This window comes from Pseudonocardia sp. Cha107L01, assembly GCF_052566575.1.
Window position 1 is genome coordinate 9,656,127 of the sequence record NZ_CP199579.1, and the last position, 18,648, is coordinate 9,674,774.

Sequence of the window (18,648 nt, forward strand, 5' to 3'; positions counted from 1 at the left end):
CATATGTCTGGGTACCGGCGAGTGTGAGTGTCCTCACCGCAGGGCCGAGCCGCCGGAGGCACCAGTGCAGGGGTTCCACTACGACGCACTGCCCGGCCGGGTGGTGTTCGGCGCCGGCGTGGCGCGGCGCGAGCTGCGCGCCGAGGCGGGGCGGCTGGGGGTCAACCGGGTCCTGCTGGTGGCCACCGAGTCGGAGGAACCGCTGGCCCGCGAGTTGGCCGCGCCGCTGGGCGAGCGGGTGGTGGCGGTGTTCACCTCGGTCCGGCCGCACGTGCCGATCCAGGTCGCCGAGGCGGCCAGGGCGCTGGCCACCTCGGTGCGCGCCGACGCGGTGCTCAGCGTCGGCGGCGGCTCCACCACCGGCACCGCCAAGGCGATCGCGCTGACCACCGGGCTGCCCATCATCGCGGTGCCGACCACCTACGCCGGTTCCGAGGTGACCCCGGTCTGGGGGCTCACCGAGAGTAGCGCCAGCGGAACGAGCATCGGCACCGAGGAGGCCCGCAAGACCACCGGAGTGGACCCCCGAGTGCTGCCGCGCACCGTCGTCTACGACCCCGAGCTCACCGTGACGCTGCCCGCCGACCTGTCCGCCGCAAGCGGGTTGAACGCGCTGGCGCACTGCGTCGAGGCGTTCTGGGCGCCCCGGCGCAACCCGATCTCGTCGCTGGCCGCCGAGGAGGGCATCCGGGCGCTGGCCGCCGGGTTGCCCTCGGTGCACGCCACCCCCGGTGACCTGGCCGCCCGGTCCGACCTGCTCTACGGCGCCTACCTGGCCGGCAGTGCGTTCGCGGTGGCCGGTTCCGGACTGCACCACAAGATCTGTCACGCCCTCGGCGGGGCGTACAACCTGCCGCACGCACAGACCCACGCGATCGTGCTGCCCGAGGTGCTCGCGTTCAACGCCCCGGCCGCCCCGGACGCGGCGCGCCGGATCGGGCGGGCACTGCGCGGCGGCTCGGACGGGGATCCGGTGGGTGCGCTGCGCGCGCTGTCCGCCCGGCTGGGCATCCCACGCGGGTTGCGCGAACTGGGCCTGGAAGAGGACCAGATCGACGTGGTCGCCGCTCTGGTCGAACCCGCCGTACCGGCCGACAATCCACGCAGGGCCGATCGCGCCGCGCTGCGCGAGATCATCCACGCGGCCTGGGCCGGCGCGCCGCTGGCCGCCACGAAGTAGCCGAGCCAGCCCCACTCACCCGTACTCCGAGGAGCGACAGTGACCGCATCCACCACCAGTACCTCGATCGGGGCCGAGCAGGCCGCCCGTGAGCAGGCGGTCACCGACGAGGTGGTGGCCAGCTTCGCCAGCAGCAGGACCGACCGCTACCGCGAGGTGATGACGAGCCTGGTGCGGCACCTGCACGGGTTCGCCCGGGACGTGCGGTTGACCAACGCCGAGTGGGAGACCGCGATCGACTTCCTGACCCGGACCGGGCAGAAGTGCGACGACCGCCGCCAGGAGTTCATCCTGCTCTCCGACGTGCTCGGGCTGTCCATGCAGACCGTCGGCATCAACGCACCGGCGGCGGGATCGGGTAACGAGGGTGCCACCGAGTCCACCGTGTTCGGCCCGTTCTTCGTCGACGATGCACCGGAGGTGCCGCTGGGCGGGGATCTTGCGCAGGGCGCGAAGGGGGTTCCCTGCTACGTGTCCGGGCAGGTCCGCTCGGTGGACGGCACGCCGCTGGCCGGGGTGCGCATCGACGCCTGGGAGGCCGACGAGGACGGGTTCTACGACACCCAGTACGAGAGCAACCCGACCCAGGGCCGGGGCTGGCAGCTGACCGGGGAGAACGGTGAGTACCGGTTCTGGTCGGTGCTGCCCACGCACTACCCGATCCCGGACGACGGCCCGGTCGGCGAGCTGATCGCGGCGGCGGGGCGCGGCCCGATGCGCCCGGCGCACCTGCACTTCAAGGTCGACGCGCCCGGCTACCGCCCGCTGATCACCCACGTGTTCGTCAACGGGGACGACTACCTGCACAACGACGCGGTGTTCGGCGTCAAGGACAGCCTGATCGGCAACTTCGTCCGCCACGACAGCGGCACCGCACCGGACGGCACCGAGCGAAACGGACAGTGGTTCCAGGTCGAGTTCGACCTGGTACTCGCACGGGAGGACCAGCCATGAGCTTCGAGGCACCGTTCGATAACGCGGTCGGCGCCGACCTGGATGACGCCGCGGCGGCGCAGCTGGAGCACACCGCCGAGGGCGACCTGGAGACCGACGTCCTGGTGATCGGCAGCGGGCCGGCCGGGGCGGGCGCCGCGCTGGCGCTGGCCTCGCTCGGTGTGCCGCACCTGGTGATCACCAAGTACCGGTGGACAGCGAACACCCCGCGCGCGCACATCACCAACCAGCGGACCGTGGAGATCTTCCGCGACCTGGGCATCGAGGACGACGTGTTGGCGCAGGGCACCGAACACGCGCTGATGGGCGACACGGTGTTCTGCACCAGCCTGGCCGGCGACGAGATCGGCCGGGTGCGCACCTGGGGGACGCACCCGGCACGCGAGGCCGACTACACCATGGCCAGCCCGTCGCCGAACTGCGACATCCCGCAGACCATCCTGGAACCGATCCTGATCGGGCACGCGGCGTCGCGGGGCAGCCGGATCCGGTTCGACACCGAGTACCTGGGCCTGACCCAGGACGCCGACGGGGTCACCGTCCGGGTGCGCGACCGGGTCACCGAGCAGGAGTTCCGCATCCGGGCCAAGTACGTGCTGGGCGCTGACGGCGGGCGGTCCGCGGTGGCCGACGACATCGGGCTGCCGTTCGAGGGCGAGATGGACCTGGCCGGCAGCATGAACATCGTCTTCCACGCCGACCTCTCGGCGTACGTGGAGCACCGCCCCAGCATCCTCTACTGGATCCTGCAGCCGGGCTCGGACATCGGCGGCATCGGCATGGGTGTGGTGCGGATGGTCCGGCCGTGGAACGAGTGGCTGACCATCTGGGGTTACGACATCAACCGGCCGCCGCCGGACGTGGACGACGAGATGGCCACCCGGATCGTGCACGAGCTGGTCGGCGACGACACCATTCCGGTGACCATCCGGTCCACCTCGCTGTGGGGCAACAACAAGATGTATGCCACCAGCTACCGGGCCGGCCGGGTGTTCTGCATGGGCGACGCGGTGCACCGGCACCCGCCGTCGAACGGGCTGGGCTCCAACACGTCCATCCAGGACGCCTACAACCTGGCCTGGAAGCTGTCCTACGTACTGCGCGGGCAGGCCGGCGAGGGGCTGCTGGACTCCTACGACGCCGAGCGCGCCCCGATCGGCAGACAGATCGTGCTGCGGGCCAACAAGAGCATCGAGGAGTTCGGGCCGATCTTCGAAGCGCTCGGGCTGACCGACACCGGCGACCCCGAGGAGATGCGCGCCCGGATCGCGGCCCGCGCGGACAACACCCCGGAGGCGGCCGCCCAGCGCGAAGCCCTGCGCAAGGCGCTGGAGCTGAAGAACTACGAGTTCAACGCGCACGGCGTGGAGCTGGGCCACCGGTACGCCGCGGCCAACGGAGCGGCGATCGTGCCGGACGGCACCGACGAGCCGGGCTTCACCCGCGACCCGGAGCTGTACTACCACCCGACCACCTGGCCGGGCGCCCGGTTGCCGCACGTCTGGCTGGCCGACCGGGCCGGGCACAAGGTCAGCACCCACGACCTGTCCGGCAAGGGCCGGTTCGCGCTGCTCACCGGGATCGCCGGGGAGGCGTGGGCGGAGGCGGCGGCCGCCGTGGCGGAGAAGCTCGGGGTGGAGATCTCCGCCCACGTGATCGGCCCCGGCCGCGAGTACATCGACGTCTACGAGGACTGGGCGGGCGCCCGCGAGGTCGGCGAAGCCGGCTGCGTGCTGGTCCGCCCGGACGCGCACGTGGCCTGGCGCTCCGCCGACCTCGCCGCCGACCCCGCCGCGACGCTCCTGCAGGTACTGACCAGCGTTCTCGCACTTCAGACCCCGTGAGTGGCGAGTGGTCCCATCGGACCACTGCGCACTCACGACCCGACGGAGGAGGACAGATTGGGACGGATGGAAGGCAAAGTGCCCGGCGGCCTGGACGTGCTGGTCGCCAACGCGGGGATCAAGTCCCGGTACGTCACCGGGATCGCGCTGCCGGTCGACCTCGGCATGAGCATGAAGTACTCCGGAGCCTGAAGGGAGCCTCGACGATGAGCTCGGACAAGGACATAGCGGCGCGTGCGGCGGCCCGGCCCGCGCCGGGTGAGGGCCCGTTCGACAGCGAGGCGGACGTGGTGGTGGTCGGTGGCGGCGGCGGGGGGCTGCCGACCGCCCTGTTCAGCCGCTGGCTGGGCAACGAGGTGATCCTGCTGGAGAAGGCGCCGGAGCTCGGCGGGACCGCGAAGAAGGCGGCGTTCTGGTACTGGGTGCCGAACAACGAGCCGATGCGCGCGGCCGGCCTGACCGACGAGCGCGAGGACTTCCTGCGCTACGTGGCGCGGCTGTCCCGGCCGACCCGGTACGACCCGGACAGCCCGACGCTGGGGCTCACCGCCTGGGAGCACGCGATGGCCTCGGCGATCTACGAGAGCGCCAGCCCGGCCACCGAGCTGCTCGCCGAGCGCGGCGCGCTGCCCTACCGGCACTGCCCGGGGGTGCCGGACTACTGGTCGGAGCTGCCCGAGGACAAGGCGCCGTACGGGCGGGTACTGGTGCCGGTGGATGCGTCGGAGTCGATGGCCGACGGCGGCGAGAACGCGGTGCGCACGCTGTCGGCGGCGGCGGAGCGGGACGGTGTGGACGTGCGCACCGGGCACCGGGTCCAGCGAGTGGTGCGCGACGACACCGGCCGGGTGGTCGGCGTGGAGGCGAGTACAGCGCCTTCTTCGGACGGCGCCACGGTGCGGGTCCGCGCGCGCAAGGCGGTGATCTTCTCCAGCGGCGGGTTCACCCACGACGACGAGCTGCGCGGCAACTTCCTGAACGTACCGGCGTACCGGGGCTGCGCGGCGGCCACCAACGAGGGCGACTTCGTCCGGATCGCCTCGGCGGTCGGCGCGCAGCTGCGCAACATGAACTACGCCTGGATGTGCCCGGTGCCGCTGGAGCGCTCCGGGCGCCCCGACCTGGTCGGCATGTTCTCCGTCTCCGGCGACTCGATGCTGTTCGTGGACAAGACCGGGCGGCGGGTGGTGAACGAGAAGCTGCCCTACAACGAGCTGGCCCAGACCTTCTTCCGTTGGGACGGCACCGCCGGTGAGTACCCGAACCTGGTGCTGATCCAGATCTGGGACCAGCGCAGCCAGGACAACAGCGCGAGCACCGAGTACGGCCGGCTGATCGTCCCGCCCGGGGCCGACGACTCGCACGTGATCCGGGGTGACTCACTGGAGGAGCTGACCTCGGCGGTCGCGCAGCGGCTGGCGACGGTCGCGGCGAAGACCGGCGGGCTGCGGCTGACGGGCGACTTCACCGCCACCCTGAAGGACACGGTCGCCCGCTACAACGAGCAGGCCGCCGCCGGGCGCGACACCGACTTCCACCGGGGTGAGGCGGCCATCCAGCAGATCTTCAACGGCCCGGTCAAGGAGGAGGACGGACGGGAGAACCCGACCTTGTGGCCGCTGGCCGGACAGGGTCCGTACTACGCCGCGCTGGTCACCGGCGGCACCCTGGACACCAAGGGCGGTCCACAGACCGACACCGAGGGCCGGGTGCTGGACGACACCGGGGCGCCCATCCCCGGGCTGTACGGGGTGGGCAACTGCGTCGCGTCGGCGTCCGCCCAGGCGTACTGGGCCGGTGGCGCCACCCTCGGCCCGATCCTCGCCTTCGCCTACCGCGCCGCGAACGCCGCACACACCGAAACCCGCTGATCACGACCCGTGAGTGGCGAGTCGGGCCATAACCCAACTCGCCACTCACAGGTACCCGAGCAAGGAGGCACCAATGGCTGTTGCCACCCAGACCATGACCGACGAGCAACGCAAGTCCGTCGCGCTGGAGTACCTCAAGGCGTTCGACAACGGCGGCACCACCAGCACCGGGGGCAGCATCCTCGAGCTGTTCGCCGAGGACGCCCAGGTGTACTTCCCGAAGTGGGGCATCGCCGAGGGCCGGGACCAGATCGGCCAGATGTTCGGCGACGTGGGCGGCACCCTGAAGGGGATCAAGCACGACTACGCCGGGTTCAACTGGGTGTTCTCCGGCGGTGACACCGTCGTCGCCGAGGGCACCAGCTACGGCGAGCACCAGGACGGGCCGTGGCGGGCCGGTGTGCCGGACTGGGGTGCCGGGCGCTGGTGCGACGTGTTCGAGATCCGCGACTTCCTGATCCAGCGCTGCTTCATCTACCTGGACCCGGACTACGCCGGCAAGGACACCGAGCGCTACCCCTGGCTGGCCGGCCGCTGAGGGCGGGGCGGCTTGCGGCGGCGCAGGAAGGTGCCGCTGCAGGTCGCGACCAGCTCCCCGTCGCGGGTCGCGGTGGCCTCGGCGAAGATGGCCGTACCGCCGAGGCGCAGCACCTTCCCGGTGATCCGGAAGGTGTCGCCGGCGCGGCCGCCGCCGGGGGTGGACGCCTTCAGCTCCAGACTGACGCAGGAGTCCTCCGGCGGTAGCGCGGAGTGGATCGCCATGCTCATGGCCGCGTCGAAGATGGTGCCGAACAAACCGCCCTGGACCGCGCCGTTCGGGTTGCAGCTCTCGCCGGTGGGTAGCCAGGTGCCCTCGGAGATCCCGTCCTCGGCACGGCTGAACGAGACACCGAGCCGCTCGAGCAGGGGCATCCCGCCGTGGGGCAGGTGGCGGCTCATGTCGCGGCGTCGGGGCGCCGGGTTCTCGGTCTGCACCGTCCCATCTCAGCGTGCCCCGCGCGGCCCCACTACGGAGGGTGGCCCACCCGACCCGGAACCTGGGCTCACCGGGCGCTGGCCTGCTCGGCGACGGCGCGGGGCCGCCGCCGCGTGAGGCGAGCGCGGGGGATGTTGTTGCGGATGTGTGCGCGATGGCTCACATTTCGCTGCCAAATGTGAGCCATCGCTCACACGGACTGGGGCCAACCCCACGGAGCGAGGCCGCCGATCAGTGTTCCGGCGGTGGGCGGCCACCGGTCACGACGCCACCTCCAGCACCAGGTTGCCCCGCACCGACCGCTCCAGCAGGGCGCGGACTCAGCGACCCAGCCGGACCGGCAGCCGGTCGAGCCCTCGGAACAGGGTGCTGTTGCGCCAGGACAGCTCGCCGGGCTCACCGGCCAGCTCCAGGTCGGCGAACCGGTCCAGCAGCGCCCGGAACGCGATCTCGCCCTCCAACCGGGCCAGCGGCGCGCCGAGGCAGTGGTGGATGCCGTGCCCGAACGCCAGGTTTCCGGTGCCGCGGTGCACGTCGAGCTCGTCGGGCCGCTCGTAGTGCGCCGGGTCGCGGTTCGCCGAACCCAGCGCCAGCAGCACGATCTCGCCGGCCGGGATCTCGGTGCCGGCGATCGTCACCGGCTCGGCGGAGAAGCGCATCGTGGCCAGGTTGACCGGGCCGTCCAGCCGCAGGAACTCCTCGACCGCGCCCGGCACCAGGGACGGGTCGGCGCGCAGCTGCGCCAGCTGCCCGGGATTACGCAGCAGCGCCAGCATGCCGTTGCCGATCAGGTTGACGGTGGTCTCGTGCCCGGCCACCAGCAGCAGGAAGGCCATCGAGACGGCTTCGTGGTCGCTGAGCTGGTCGGCATCCTCGCTGGCGGCGACGACCGCGGAGAGCACGTCCTCGCCCGGGTGTGCCCGCTTGTCGGCGACCAGCTGGGTCAGGTACTGGGCCATCGCGGCGGCCGAGGCGGCCCGCTCCTCCATCGGCGCCGAGGACAACAGCGTGTTGGACCACGCGCGGAAGTCGTACCGCCGCCCACCGGGCACCCCGAGGATCTCGCAGATCACGGTCATCGGCAGCGGGAACGCGAACGCGTCGATCAGGTCGACAGCGGCGGCGTCCGCACCCGACCCGACCGCCGCCAGGCGCGCCGCCATCGCTTCGGTCAGCTCGGCGGCGATCTGCTCGATCCGGGGCCGCAGCCGGCCGATGGCCCTGGCGGTGAACCCCCTGCTGACCAGTCTGCGCAGCCGGGTGTGGTCCGGTGGGTCCGAGTTGAGCATGTGCGCGCTGAGCTCCTGGCTCAGCCGCGCACGGTGCTGGGCGTCGTGGGTGCGGCGCTCGAAGATCTCGTTCAGCCCGCCGCTGTCCTTGGCGAGCCTGGGGTCGACCAGCGCGGCCCGGACGTCGTCGTAGCGGGTGACCAGCCAGATCCGCATGCCCAGTGGCATCCGCGCCTGGGCGACCGGCCGCTCCTGGCGCAGCAGCTCGTACAGCACGTGCGGGTCGGCCGTGAAACTGTCGTCGAGCTGGATCACCTGGTCGCCGTACCCGGTACGGCCCGGTGCGGTACTGGTCATCGAGTGAGTCCTCCTCAACGAGGCCGGCTGGCGTACCCACGGTACGGCCCAGCGGCCGCCCGGCGGCGGGATTTCTCAGCCCCCCCGGGTCGGCGAGGTCGCACCGTGCCCCCGGAGTCAAGGCGGCGCAGCTCACGCCCGCCGACCGTTGACACCACTCGGTGCCGACTGCCTATCGTGCTCGCAGGCAACCCGCGAGGAGGGTCATGGTGCACCGCGCCGGCCCGTCCCATCGCGGCGGTTCGTCCTATCGGGGTGGCTCGTTCTATCGGGCCGGCTCGTTCTATCGCGGTGGCGGAGCCCGCTACCGGTTGCACGTCGATCTGCTGAGGGTCTGCAGCGCGCGCTGTCGTCACCACTGACGTCCCCGCCCTCCCCTGCAGCGTCGACCCTTGCGGAGCACACCGTGACCCGTCATATCCGGCTGAACGCCTTCGACATGAACTGTGTCGCCCACCAGTCCCCCGGGCTGTGGCGCCACCCCGACGACCAGTCCTGGCGGTACAAGGACCTGTCCTACTGGACCGACCTGGCCCAGCTGCTCGAGCGCGGCCTGTTCGACGGCCTGTTCATCGCCGACGTGCTGGGCACCTACGACGTGTACGCGGGCACCCCCGAGGCGGCTATCCGCCAGGCCGCCCAGGTGCCGGTGAACGATCCGTTGCTGCTGGTCTCGGCGATGGCGCACGTGACGGGCAACCTCGGTTTCGGCATCACCACCGCGACCGGGTTTGAGCACCCGTACCCGTTCGCCCGGCGGATGAGCACCCTGGACCACATCACGAACGGCCGGATCGGCTGGAACGTGGTGACCGGCTACCTGCCGTCCGGCGCGCGCAACATGGGCCACGACGACCAGCTGCAACACGACGACCGCTACGACCACGCCGACGAGTACCTGGAGGTGCTCTACAAGCTCTGGGAGGGCTCCTGGGAGGACGGCGCGGTACTGCGCGACCCGGTGCGCGGCGTATTCACCGACCCGGCGAAGGTGCACCCGATCGGCCACCACGGCAAGCACTTCACGGTGCCCGGCATCCACCTGGCCGAGCCGTCGCCGCAGCGCACCCCGGTGATCTACCAGGCCGGCGCGTCCCCCAGGGGCCGCCGCTTCGCCGCCGAGAACGCGGAGGCGATCTTCACCGCGGCGCCCACCAAGGCGCTGCTGAAGGAGACCGTCGCGGACATCCGCCACCAGCTCAAGCGCGCCGGCCGCGACCCGTACAGCGCCCGCATCTTCAACCTGCAGACGGTGATCACCGACGCCACCGACGCCGCCGCCCACGCCAAGCACGAGCAGCTGCAGGGCTACGCCAGCGACGAGGGCTCGCTGGTGTTCATGTCCGGCTGGATGGGCATCGACCTGTCCCGCTACGACCTGGACGACCCGATCGGCGACGTGGAGAGCAACGCGATCCGGTCCGCGGTCGCCGCGTTCCAGCAGGCCGACGCGGACGGCCGGGAGTGGCGGGTCCGCGACATCGCGGCCTGGGGCGGCATCGGCGGGATGGGGCCGAGGGTGGTCGGCTCGGCGGCGACGGTGGCCGACGAGCTGCAGTCCTGGGTGGACGAGACGGACGTGGACGGCTTCAACCTGGCCTACGCGATCACCCCGGGCACCTTCCAGGACCTGGTCGACCACCTGATCCCCGAGCTGCAGCGCCGCGGCGCCTACCCGACCGAGTACACCGGCGGCACGCTGCGCAACAAGCTGCTCGGCCGCGGCGACCGGCTGCCGGCGGAACACCGCGGCGCCACCTACCGGGTCGGCGGCGAGGCGTCCACGATCCCGGCGACCGCGACCGCGACCGCGACCGCGACCGCGACCGGCTGAACCCCGCCGGTCAGCTGTCCGGGAACCGGGTGTCCAGCAACACCTTCTCCCAGGCCTCGATGTCGGCGAGCTGGCTCCGCAGCTTCTGCCGGATCCGGCTCACCGCCTCCGGGCCGAGCGGCAGCCGCAGCGGTGAGGAGCTGTCCCGGACAGCGGTGATGATCGCCTCGGCGGCCCGCACCGGGTCGTTGGGCTGCACGCCGTCCTGCGCGGAGAACCGGGCCCGCAGCGCACCGGCCGGGGTGTCCCGGTAGTCGTCGATCGGCTCGGCGAAGTTCATCGAGCGGCCGGCGAAGCCGGTGCGGAACGGCCCGGGCTCCACGATGGTGACCCGGACGCCGAACGGTGCGACCTCGCCGGCCAGCGCCTCGGACAAACCCTCCACGGCGAACTTCGCGGTCGCGTACGCCGCGTGCCCGGGGTTGCCGACCACGCCGCCCACCGAGGAGAGCTGCACGATGTGGCCGCGCCGGCGGGCCCGCATGTGCGGCAGCACCGCCCGGGTCACCGCGAACACACCGAACACGTTGGTCCCCATGACCCGGGCGAACTGCTCGTCGGTGAGCTCCTCCAGTGCGCCGACCAGCCCGTGGCCGGCGTTGTTGACCAGCACGTCGATGGCGCCGGCCCGCTCGATGGCCTCGGCCACCGCGGCGCGGACCCGCGGGGGGTCGGTCACGTCCAGCGGCAGCCGGATCACGCGGTCGGGGTCGGGGTCGGGGCCGGTGAGGTCGTCGAGGGCGGCGACGTTGCGGGCGGTGGCGATCACCCGGTCGCCGTGCGCCAGCACGGTCTCGGCCAGGGTGCGGCCGAGGCCGGTGGAGGCGCCGGTGATGAACCAGACATCAGTCATACGGCCATCGTGCGACCGGTCCGACTCAGAAGTCCAAGACAGCTTTGTTCTAGGACTCATCGCAGGTGATTATGAATAGATGGAACTGCGCCAACTGGTCTACTTCGAGGCGGTGGTCCGTTACGGCGGGTTCACCCGGGCCGCCGAGCAGCTACGGATCGCCCAGCCGGCGGTGTCCGCCCAGGTCCGCCGGCTGGAGGCGGAGCTGGGCGTGGCGCTACTGGAACGCACCACCCGGCGGGTGCGGCTGACCAGGGCGGGTGAGTTGGTGCTGGCCCGGGCCCGGCGCACGTTCGACGAGCTGGACGGCGCCCGGGACGACCTGGCACGGCTGGCCGGCGAGCTGCGCGGCCGCGTGCGGCTGGGGTCGATCCAGGCCACCGGCCCGTTCGAGCTGGCCGCCGCGCTCGCCGCGTTCCACCGCCGGTTCCCCGAGGTGGAGCTGTCGCTGCGGTCCGGGCGGCTGAGCCAACTGGTGGCCGACCTGGACGCCGACGTGATCGACCTGGCGATCGGCCCACTGCCGGCCGACCTACCAGGGCGGATCGCCGCCCGGCCGCTGTTCACCGACGAGCTCGTGCTGATCACCGCGCCGGACCACCCCCTGGCCGGGCTCGGTGCGCTGGCCATGGACGCGGTCCGGGAGGACACCTTCGCCTGCCTGCCGGCGGCCAGCGGGCTGCGTCGCCTCCTCGACCAGGCCTGCGCGGCGGCCGGGTTCACCCCTCGGGTGCGGTACGAGACGAACATCGTGCCGCAGGTCCGCGAGCTGGTCAGCCACGGACTCGGCGTGGCCCTGCTGGCCCGCTCGGTTGCCGAGGCACCGGGGCGCCCGGTGGTGGTGCACCCGGTACTGCCGGCGCCGATCGACCGCCCGGTCGGCCTGCTGCACCTGGTGGACCGCCCGCTCGGCCCCGCCGCCCAGCGCTGTCACGTCTTCCTGGCCGGCTGGCCGGCACGCGGCTGACCGGCGAGCCGGTGACTCAGCCCTCGGCGAGCTCGGCCAGCGGGTCGGTGTGCGCCGGCCGCCAGCCGAGCTGGTCCCGGGCCCGGGCGGCGGTGACCCGCTGGTCCAGCGCGAACGCCTCGGCGATCGGACCCATCCGCTCCACGGACTCCGCCAGGCTCAGCGCGGCGACCTGGCCGGGAATGCCGATGGACCGGGCCACCGCGGCGGCCACCTCCGCCTGGGTCGGGTACTGCTCGAGCACCCCGGCGTACACCGCACCGGCCGGCGCGCTCAGCGCGAGCACGTACAGCTCGGCGATGTCCTCCACGTGCACCACCGACCAGTGGTTGGCGCCGTCCCCGACGCACGGCACCGATCCCTCGGTGCGCCCCGGCGCGGCGTAGAACCCCTCGACCAGACCGGCGGAGCGGCCGTAGACCACGCCGGGCATCACCAGCACCGGGTGCCCGCCGTTGCCGGCCCTGGCCAGCACGCGCTTCTCGTTCTCCGCTCGCCAGGCGGTCAGCGCGGGTGCCCGGAACGGCGCGTCCTCGTCCACCACACCCTCGGTGTCGCCGTACACCCAGACACCGCCGGTGTGCACGTAGCTGCCCCGGTCGCCGAGCCCGTCCAACATCGCCTCGCTGGCCGCCCGGTCGACGTCGGCGGTGTCCGGGCCGTAATGCTGGCCGAGGTGGATCACCCCGTCGGCCGCCGCCGCCGCGTCGCGCAGCACTGCCAGGTCGGTGAGCCCGCCCCGCACCGGGGTGGCGCCGAGCCCGGCCACCAGCTGTGCCGACTCGTCACTGCGGACGAGTGCGGACACCTCGATGTCGCGCCGGCGCAGCGCCTCGATGGTGGGTCGACCGATGTACCCCGAACCACCCGTGACGAACACTCGCATCCGAACCAGCCCCTTCAGCTGCCAACACCGAACTCTCGAGATCCACTGTGCGACCCGGAGGCGGCCGGCGTCCAAGACCTGTTCGGTCCTCGCTGATACCTCCTGGGCATCTCCGACCGAGCCAGCCCCGCCGGGCAGCGAAGGTCAGCGGGCGTGGGTGCTCCTCGCCTGTTCCACCGGGAGGCCGTAGGGTTCGTCAGCGCAGTACCCGGGCACGACCCGGGCCGCGGAACAGGAGCGATCATGGGTTCGACGGTGACCGTCAACGGCGGCCAGCGGCTGCACTTCGTCGACTACGGCGGCACCGGCGCGCCGGTCGTCCTGTTGCACAGCTTCCTGATGGACCTGGAGATGTTCGCCCCACAGGTCGCCGCGCTGGGCCGCGAGTTCCGGCTCATCGCCGTCGACGAGCGTGGTCACGGGGGCACCCCCGCGGACGAGTCGTTCGACTACTGGGACGTGGCCGACGACGTGCTGGCCCTGCTCGACGAGCTCGGGCTGCCCAAGGCCGCCGTGATCGGCACCAGCCAGGGCGGGTTCATCGGGCTGCGGATGGCCCTCACCGCACCGGAGCGGGTCAGTGCACTGGCCGTGCTGGGCACCTCGGCGGCGGCCGAGGACGCCAAGGTCGCCGCCGGCTACCGGGAGCTCGTCTCGACCTGGTCCGACCAGGGGCCGGCCGACCAGCTGCTGGACATGATCGCCAACATCTGCCTCGGCACCGCCGACGCCACGTCGTGGAAGGCCAAGTGGAGCACGGTGCCGGCCGAAAAGTTCAGCCGCATCATGGCCACCCTGGTGCACCGCGACGGGCTGCTCACCCGCCTCGCCGAGGTGCGTTGCCCGGTGCTGGCGATGCACGGGTCCGCCGACGCGGCCTACCCGGTCTGTCGCGGGGCCGAGATCGTCGAGGGGGTCGCGCACGCCGAGCCGCTCGTCGTGGTGGACGGCGGCGCACACTTCCTGAGCCTCACCGACCCGGAGGCGGTCAACCCGCACCTGCGGAAGTTCCTCACCGAGTTCGCCTAGCGGGTGGAGCTGCGGCAGCTGCGCTACTTCGTCACGGTCGCCGAGGAGCTGCACTTCGGACGGGCCGCCGAGCGGCTGACCATCGTGCAGCCCGCGGTCAGCCAGCAGATCCGCCGGCTGGTGGCCATCCGAGTGGGTACCAGCGAGGGGTTGGGTGACCGGCTGGACCAGGTACTCGGGGCACTCGCCGCCCTGGTGCCCGAGCTCACCGTCGAGCTGGAGTACGCCCGGACCCAAGTTAGGCTGGACCGGGTGCGCGGCGGCCAGCTGCATCAACGCCCTCTCCGTCCCGCCCGAGAGCGTGCAGGTCTGGATCCACGAGGTACCCACCGACAGCTGGGGGGCGGCCGGCAAGCTCATCGCCGACACGTGACCGTTGCCGGCGGCCGGCACAGCCCGTGCCCCGCGGGCTGTTACCGAGCTGCACAGGAGGCAGGTTTTCGGCGCCCGCAACCTGCCTGGTGTGCAGCTCGGTAACAACAGGCCGCGCCGGTCCGGCCGCGCCAGGGCGCGCGGGCTAGAGGCGGCCGCCGCCCGCGGTGTCGCCGGACAGCCGCTGGGCCAGGTACACCGGCACCGTGGAGATCACCACGAGCACCGCGGCGACCACGTTGACGATCGGCGCCTGGTTCGGCCGGAACAGGTTGTTCAGGATCCAGATGGGCAGCGTCTCCATGCCGGTACCGAGGGTGAACGTGGTCACGATGATCTCGTCGAAGGACAGCGCGAAGGCCAGCAGACCACCGGCCAGCAACGCCGAGCGCAGCATCGGGAAGGTCACCAGCCGGAACGTGGTGATGCCGTCCGCGCCCAGGTCCATGGAGGCTTCCTCCAGGCTGCTGCCCATCCGGCGCAGCCTGGCCACCACGTTGTTGAACACCACCACGATGCAGAAGGTGGCGTGCGCGACGATCGCGGTGAACAGCCCGAGGTTGATGCCCAGGATCGTGCGGAAGGCGTTGTTCAGCGCGATACCGGTGACGATGCCGGGCAGCGCGATCGGCAGGATCAGCAGCAGCGACACCGAGTCCCGCCCGTAGAACCGGTAGCGCTGCAGGGCGAACGCGGCCATCGTGCCGAGCACCAGGGCGATCGCGGTCGCCGCCACGCCGGCCCGCACGCTGGTCCACAGCGCGTTCAGCGCGCCCGCGTTGCCGGTCACCCGGGACCACCACTCCAGGGTGAGCGCGGACGGCGGCCAGCCGAACGCGGTGTCCGCGTTGAACGAGTTGAGCAGCACCACCAGCAGCGGGATGTAGATCACCGCGAGGCCCACCGCGAGGGCACCCCAGAGCAGCAGCCTGGTCGTCCTGGAAACAGTCACCGGCCGCTCCCTAGAGGTTGTCCAGCGCGCCGGTGCGGCGCACGGCGGCCAGGTAGACCAGCATGATCACCACGGGCACCAGCGCCACCGTGGCCGCGAACGGCAGGTTGTTCGCCGCGCCGATGTTGCTGTAGACCACGTTGCCGAGCATCTGGCTGGTGCCGCCCACGATGGTCACCGCGATGTAGTCGCCGAGCGACAGCGAGAAGGTGAAGATCGAACCGGCCACCACCGCCGGGAAGGCCAGCGGCAGCACCACCGACCGGAACGTGCGCAGCGGCTTGGCCCCCAGGTCGCCGGAGGCGGCCAGCAGCGACTCCGGCAGCCGCTCCAGCCCGGCGTAGATCGGCAGGATCATGTACGGCAGCCACAGGTAGGACAACGTGATCACCGTCGCGGTCACCCCATAGCCGGGACTGTGCAGCCCGAGCGGGGCCAACGCCCAGTTCAGGAACCCGTTACCGGAGAACATGGTGCGCCACGCGTACGCCTTGACCAGGTACGACGCCCAGAGCGGGGTCAGCACCGCGATCACCAGTACCCGCTGGGCGGCCGGCGAGGCGAAGCGCGCCATGCAGAACGCCATCGGGAAGGCGATCACCGCGTCGATCACCGTCACCAGCACCGCGATGCCAAGGGTCCGCAGCGTGATCGTCCGGTACACCGAGTCGGTGAACAGCGAGATGAAGTTGTCCAGCGACCAGCTCACCTGAACCTGGCCGGTGAAGCTGTCCACCGACCAGAACGCCGTGATGAAGAGCGCGGCCAGCGCCCCCAGGTACGCCAACCCGAGCCAGAGCAGCGGCGCGGACAGCAGCATGCTCAGGCGCAGCCCCGGTGTGCGGTACAGGAACGCCGCGACGCGACGCCGGACGCCGGCCTGCCCCGGCGCGCCCGCAACAGTCATGTCAGCCCTTGATCTCGGTCCAGGCCTTGGTCCACTCGGCGTAGTCGGTGCACTGGGTATCGGTGCGCCCGTCCAGGCACTGGGTGATCGGCGTCGTCCAGTAGAAGATCTTCGAGGCGAAGTCCGGGTCGTTCGCGTGGTAGGAGTCGCAGAAGGTCTTGTCGGTGGTCTCGGCGCACGCCTTGGCGTTCGCCGGGGCCTCACCGAAGTACTCCGCGACCTGCGCGTTCGCCTTCGGGCTGACGATGTAGTTCATCCAGTCGTAGGCGCAGGTCTTGTGCGCGGACTTGGTCGCCACCATCCAGGTGTCCGACCAACCGGTGGCGCCCTCGCTGGGCAGCGTGGAGTCGACCGGCCCGCCGTCGTGCTTGACCTGGTTGACCGTCACCTGCCACGCGGTGCCGACCACCGCGTCACCGTTCTTCAGCGACTGCGCCTCCTTGAGGTAGTCCGACCAGTACTCGCTGACCAGACCGCGCTGCTGCTTGAGCAGGTCCACCGAGGCCTGGAACTGCTTCTGGTCCAGCGCGTAGGGGTTCTTGATGCCCAGGTCGGGCTGGTGGCGCATCAGGTACAGCGCGGCGTCGGCGATGTAGATCGGCGAGTCGTACGCGACGATCTTGCCCTTGTACGGCGAGGCCGGGTCGAACATCACCGACCAGGACGTCGGCGCCGGGGTCACCAGGTCGGTGCGCCAGGCCAGCAGGTTCGCGCCCCAGCCGTGCGGGATGCCGTAGGGCACGCCGTTCACGCTGTTCCACGGCTTGTTCTTGAGGAACAGCTGCACGTCGGCGTAGTTCGGCACCAGCGAGGTGTTCACCGGTTCGACGTCACCGGAGGCGATCAGCCGCAGCGACGCGTCGCCCGAGGCCGACACCACGTCGTACTGGCCGGTCTTCATCAGGCTCAGCGCCTCGTCGGAGGTGCCGAAGGTCTTGACGCTGACCTTGCACCCGGTCTGCTGCTCGAACGGGGTGACCCAGTTGACCTTCGGGTCGTTGGAGCCGTTCTCCGCGTAGCCCGGCCAGGCCAGCACGCTGAGCTGCCCCTCCGGCTTCCCGAGCTGATCCAGCGCCGGCAGGTTGGGCGGCGTGAAGCCCTGCGGACTGGGCGCGCCACCACCACCACCACCACCACCACCACCACCACCGCCACCGGTGGAGGAGGTCCCGCAGGCGGCCGCCAGCAGGCCGGCACACAGCACGCCGGCGAGCAGCAGTTTCCGATTTCTCATGACAGGCCTTTCGGTGAGGAGCAGGAGCATCAGGACCTACCGCTGGTCCGGGACCCGGACGTTGTGTTCGTGGCGCCAGCTCAGCCGAACCCGGGTGTCGGTGCGGAACGGCTCGTCGCGTCCGGTGGTCCCAGCGGAGGCGTTCCGCCGGCCCTCGGTGTTCTGCTGGAGCACCGCGAGCTGCCCGCCCGCGTCCAACGACACCTCGTAGCGCATCGTGGCGCCCGCGTAGACGACGTTGGTGAGGGTGCCGGTGGCGCTGGTCTCGCCGTCGCCCGCCGGCTGCGACAGGTCGCCGTCCACCCGGATCTTCTCCGGCCGGATGCTGAACACCCCGGGCCGGCCGATCACCGCCTCGGCGGCATGCCCACTGATCAGGTTCGAGGTGCCGACGAAGCCGGCGACGAACGCACTGGCCGGGTGCTCGTAGACCTCCACCGGGGTGCCCACCTGCTCGATGCGGCCCTCGTTGAACACCGCGATCCGGTCGCTCATGGTGAGCGCCTCGTCCTGGTCGTGCGTGACGAAGATGAAGGTGATGCCGACCTCGCGCTGCAGCGCCTTGAGCTCGGTCTGCATCGCCAGGCGCAGCTTGAGGTCGAGGGCGCCGAGCGGCTCGTCGAGCAGCAGCACCTTCGGCCGGTTGACCAACGCCCTGGCGAGCGCCACCCGCTGGCGCTGGCCGCCGGAGAGCTGGGACGGCTTGCGCTCGGCATGGTCGCTCAGGTGTACCGAGCGCAGCGCGTCCAGGGCACGCTCGCGGCGCGGGCCCTTGGGCACCCGCTTGACCCGGAGCCCGTACTCGACGTTCTGCAGCACCGACATGTGCGGGAACAGCGCGTAGTCCTGGAAGACCGTGTTGACGTCCCGGTCGAACGGTGGCAGCCGACTGACCTCGCGCCCGTCGAGCTCGATCGTCCCGCCGGTGGGCAGCTCGAAACCGGCGATCAGCCGCAGCACGGTGGTCTTGCCCGACCCGGACGGCCCGAGCATGGAGAAGAACTCGCCGGCCGGGATGTCCAGGTCGACCCCGTCCACCGCGCGCACCGGGCCGAACTCCTTGCGCAGCCCGCGCAGCCGGATGGCCGGTTCGGCGCCGGCCGACGCGGGCGTGGGGTCCTCGCGGGGCAGCGTGGGCGCCTGATTGGGCATGTCGGGCCTCTCCGTCCTGGGGAGTATTGATCCACACGCAGCCGAAGTCGA

Annotated in this window: 18 protein-coding genes; 10 read left to right on the forward strand and 8 right to left on the reverse strand. The window is 71.5% G+C overall.

Annotated elements, in window-relative coordinates; genetic code table 11:
- Nucleotides 1-64: 64 nt before the first annotated feature.
- The 6 genes from ACTXG6_RS45530 (at nucleotide 65) to ACTXG6_RS45555 (ending at nucleotide 6,387) form a co-directional block, all read left to right on the forward strand.
- Nucleotides 65-1,180: a maleylacetate reductase gene (locus tag ACTXG6_RS45530; RefSeq protein ID WP_445185507.1), complete on the forward strand. Its 1,116-nt coding sequence runs from the start codon at nucleotides 65-67 to the stop codon at nucleotides 1,178-1,180.
- 39 nt (nucleotides 1,181-1,219) lie between these two features.
- Nucleotides 1,220-2,134, forward strand: a complete 915-nt coding sequence (locus tag ACTXG6_RS45535) for an intradiol ring-cleavage dioxygenase (RefSeq protein WP_445185508.1) — start codon at nucleotides 1,220-1,222, stop codon at nucleotides 2,132-2,134.
- Complete coding sequence (locus tag ACTXG6_RS45540; protein ID WP_445185509.1) at nucleotides 2,131-3,978, forward strand: FAD-dependent oxidoreductase; 1,848 nt, start codon at nucleotides 2,131-2,133, stop codon at nucleotides 3,976-3,978. The genes ACTXG6_RS45535 and ACTXG6_RS45540 overlap by 4 nt, the downstream gene beginning before the upstream one ends.
- A gap of 57 nt (nucleotides 3,979-4,035) precedes the next feature.
- Complete coding sequence (locus ACTXG6_RS45545; protein ID WP_445185510.1) at nucleotides 4,036-4,170, forward strand: hypothetical protein; 135 nt, start codon at nucleotides 4,036-4,038, stop codon at nucleotides 4,168-4,170.
- 14 nt (nucleotides 4,171-4,184) lie between these two features.
- Nucleotides 4,185-5,849 carry an FAD-dependent oxidoreductase gene (locus ACTXG6_RS45550; protein ID WP_445185511.1) on the forward strand — a complete coding sequence of 555 codons (1,665 nt, stop codon included), beginning with the start codon at nucleotides 4,185-4,187 and terminating at the stop codon, nucleotides 5,847-5,849.
- A 73-nt stretch (nucleotides 5,850-5,922) separates the two neighbouring features.
- On the forward strand, nucleotides 5,923-6,387 hold the full coding sequence (locus tag ACTXG6_RS45555; RefSeq protein WP_445185512.1) for a nuclear transport factor 2 family protein: 465 nt from the start codon (nucleotides 5,923-5,925) through the stop codon (nucleotides 6,385-6,387).
- Here the strand turns inward: ACTXG6_RS45555 and ACTXG6_RS45560 are convergent.
- A complete protein-coding gene (locus ACTXG6_RS45560; RefSeq protein ID WP_445185513.1) occupies nucleotides 6,363-6,824 on the reverse strand; it encodes a PaaI family thioesterase in 462 nt (153 codons plus the stop codon). The two genes, ACTXG6_RS45555 and ACTXG6_RS45560, sit on opposite strands and share 25 nt — an antisense overlap.
- Nucleotides 6,825-7,145: 321 nt before the next feature.
- Complete coding sequence (locus ACTXG6_RS45565; protein WP_445185514.1) at nucleotides 7,146-8,411, reverse strand: cytochrome P450 family protein; 1,266 nt, start codon at nucleotides 8,409-8,411, stop codon at nucleotides 7,146-7,148.
- Nucleotides 8,412-8,817: 406 nt separating this feature from the next.
- Here ACTXG6_RS45565 and ACTXG6_RS45570 point away from each other — a divergent pair, with 406 nt between their 5' ends.
- Entirely contained in the window at nucleotides 8,818-10,245 is a 1,428-nt protein-coding gene (locus tag ACTXG6_RS45570) for an LLM class flavin-dependent oxidoreductase (protein WP_445185515.1), read from the forward strand.
- A 10-nt stretch (nucleotides 10,246-10,255) separates the two neighbouring features.
- On the opposite strand, the gene ACTXG6_RS45575 is transcribed toward ACTXG6_RS45570, so the two are convergent.
- The gene (locus tag ACTXG6_RS45575; protein WP_445185516.1) at nucleotides 10,256-11,098 is read right to left on the reverse strand and encodes an oxidoreductase; all 843 of its coding nucleotides are present in this window, start codon (nucleotides 11,096-11,098) and stop codon (nucleotides 10,256-10,258) included.
- A 79-nt stretch (nucleotides 11,099-11,177) separates the two neighbouring features.
- Here ACTXG6_RS45575 and ACTXG6_RS45580 point away from each other — a divergent pair, with 79 nt between their 5' ends.
- The gene (locus tag ACTXG6_RS45580; protein ID WP_445185517.1) at nucleotides 11,178-12,065 is read left to right on the forward strand and encodes a LysR family transcriptional regulator; all 888 of its coding nucleotides are present in this window, start codon (nucleotides 11,178-11,180) and stop codon (nucleotides 12,063-12,065) included.
- 16 nt (nucleotides 12,066-12,081) lie between these two features.
- On the opposite strand, the gene ACTXG6_RS45585 is transcribed toward ACTXG6_RS45580, so the two are convergent.
- Nucleotides 12,082-12,951 (reverse strand): NAD-dependent epimerase/dehydratase family protein, encoded by an 870-nt coding sequence (locus ACTXG6_RS45585; protein ID WP_445185518.1) that lies wholly within the window; start codon nucleotides 12,949-12,951, stop codon nucleotides 12,082-12,084.
- 243 nt (nucleotides 12,952-13,194) lie between these two features.
- Here ACTXG6_RS45585 and ACTXG6_RS45590 point away from each other — a divergent pair, with 243 nt between their 5' ends.
- On the forward strand, nucleotides 13,195-13,980 hold the full coding sequence (locus tag ACTXG6_RS45590; RefSeq protein ID WP_445185519.1) for an alpha/beta fold hydrolase: 786 nt from the start codon (nucleotides 13,195-13,197) through the stop codon (nucleotides 13,978-13,980).
- A gap of 3 nt (nucleotides 13,981-13,983) precedes the next feature.
- The gene (locus ACTXG6_RS45595; RefSeq protein WP_445185520.1) at nucleotides 13,984-14,457 is read left to right on the forward strand and encodes a LysR family transcriptional regulator; all 474 of its coding nucleotides are present in this window, start codon (nucleotides 13,984-13,986) and stop codon (nucleotides 14,455-14,457) included.
- A 40-nt stretch (nucleotides 14,458-14,497) separates the two neighbouring features.
- On the opposite strand, the gene ACTXG6_RS45600 is transcribed toward ACTXG6_RS45595, so the two are convergent.
- The 4 genes from ACTXG6_RS45600 to ACTXG6_RS45615 are packed head-to-tail and all read right to left on the reverse strand — an operon-like array spanning nucleotide 14,498 to nucleotide 18,597.
- Nucleotides 14,498-15,304, reverse strand: coding sequence for an ABC transporter permease (locus ACTXG6_RS45600; RefSeq protein ID WP_445185521.1), 807 nt, complete (start codon nucleotides 15,302-15,304; stop codon nucleotides 14,498-14,500).
- A 10-nt stretch (nucleotides 15,305-15,314) separates the two neighbouring features.
- Nucleotides 15,315-16,211: an ABC transporter permease gene (locus tag ACTXG6_RS45605; RefSeq protein ID WP_445185522.1), complete on the reverse strand. Its 897-nt coding sequence runs from the start codon at nucleotides 16,209-16,211 to the stop codon at nucleotides 15,315-15,317.
- A gap of 1 nt (nucleotide 16,212) precedes the next feature.
- Nucleotides 16,213-17,445 carry an ABC transporter substrate-binding protein gene (locus tag ACTXG6_RS45610; protein WP_445185523.1) on the reverse strand — a complete coding sequence of 411 codons (1,233 nt, stop codon included), beginning with the start codon at nucleotides 17,443-17,445 and terminating at the stop codon, nucleotides 16,213-16,215.
- 36 nt (nucleotides 17,446-17,481) lie between these two features.
- Entirely contained in the window at nucleotides 17,482-18,597 is a 1,116-nt protein-coding gene (locus tag ACTXG6_RS45615; protein ID WP_445185524.1) for an ABC transporter ATP-binding protein, read from the reverse strand.
- Nucleotides 18,598-18,648: the final 51 nt, after the last annotated feature.

Excerpts from the sequence above, each read along its gene's own strand:
- ACTXG6_RS45605 (WP_445185522.1), bottom strand. The coding sequence starts at position 16,211 with ATGACTGTTGCGGGCGCGCCGGGGCAGGCCGGCGTCCGGCGTCGCGTC.
- ACTXG6_RS45590 (WP_445185519.1), top strand. The coding sequence starts at position 13,195 with ATGGGTTCGACGGTGACCGTCAACGGCGGCCAGCGGCTGCACTTCGTC.
- ACTXG6_RS45615 (WP_445185524.1), bottom strand. The coding sequence starts at position 18,597 with ATGCCCAATCAGGCGCCCACGCTGCCCCGCGAGGACCCCACGCCCGCG.
- ACTXG6_RS45565 (WP_445185514.1), bottom strand. The coding sequence starts at position 8,411 with ATGACCAGTACCGCACCGGGCCGTACCGGGTACGGCGACCAGGTGATC.
- ACTXG6_RS45610 (WP_445185523.1), bottom strand. The coding sequence starts at position 17,445 with ATGAGAAATCGGAAACTGCTGCTCGCCGGCGTGCTGTGTGCCGGCCTG.
- ACTXG6_RS45555 (WP_445185512.1), top strand. The coding sequence starts at position 5,923 with ATGGCTGTTGCCACCCAGACCATGACCGACGAGCAACGCAAGTCCGTC.
- ACTXG6_RS45550 (WP_445185511.1), top strand. The coding sequence starts at position 4,185 with ATGAGCTCGGACAAGGACATAGCGGCGCGTGCGGCGGCCCGGCCCGCG.
- ACTXG6_RS45585 (WP_445185518.1), bottom strand. The coding sequence starts at position 12,951 with ATGCGAGTGTTCGTCACGGGTGGTTCGGGGTACATCGGTCGACCCACC.
- ACTXG6_RS45575 (WP_445185516.1), bottom strand. The coding sequence starts at position 11,098 with ATGACTGATGTCTGGTTCATCACCGGCGCCTCCACCGGCCTCGGCCGC.
- ACTXG6_RS45540 (WP_445185509.1), top strand. The coding sequence starts at position 2,131 with ATGAGCTTCGAGGCACCGTTCGATAACGCGGTCGGCGCCGACCTGGAT.
- ACTXG6_RS45580 (WP_445185517.1), top strand. The coding sequence starts at position 11,178 with ATGGAACTGCGCCAACTGGTCTACTTCGAGGCGGTGGTCCGTTACGGC.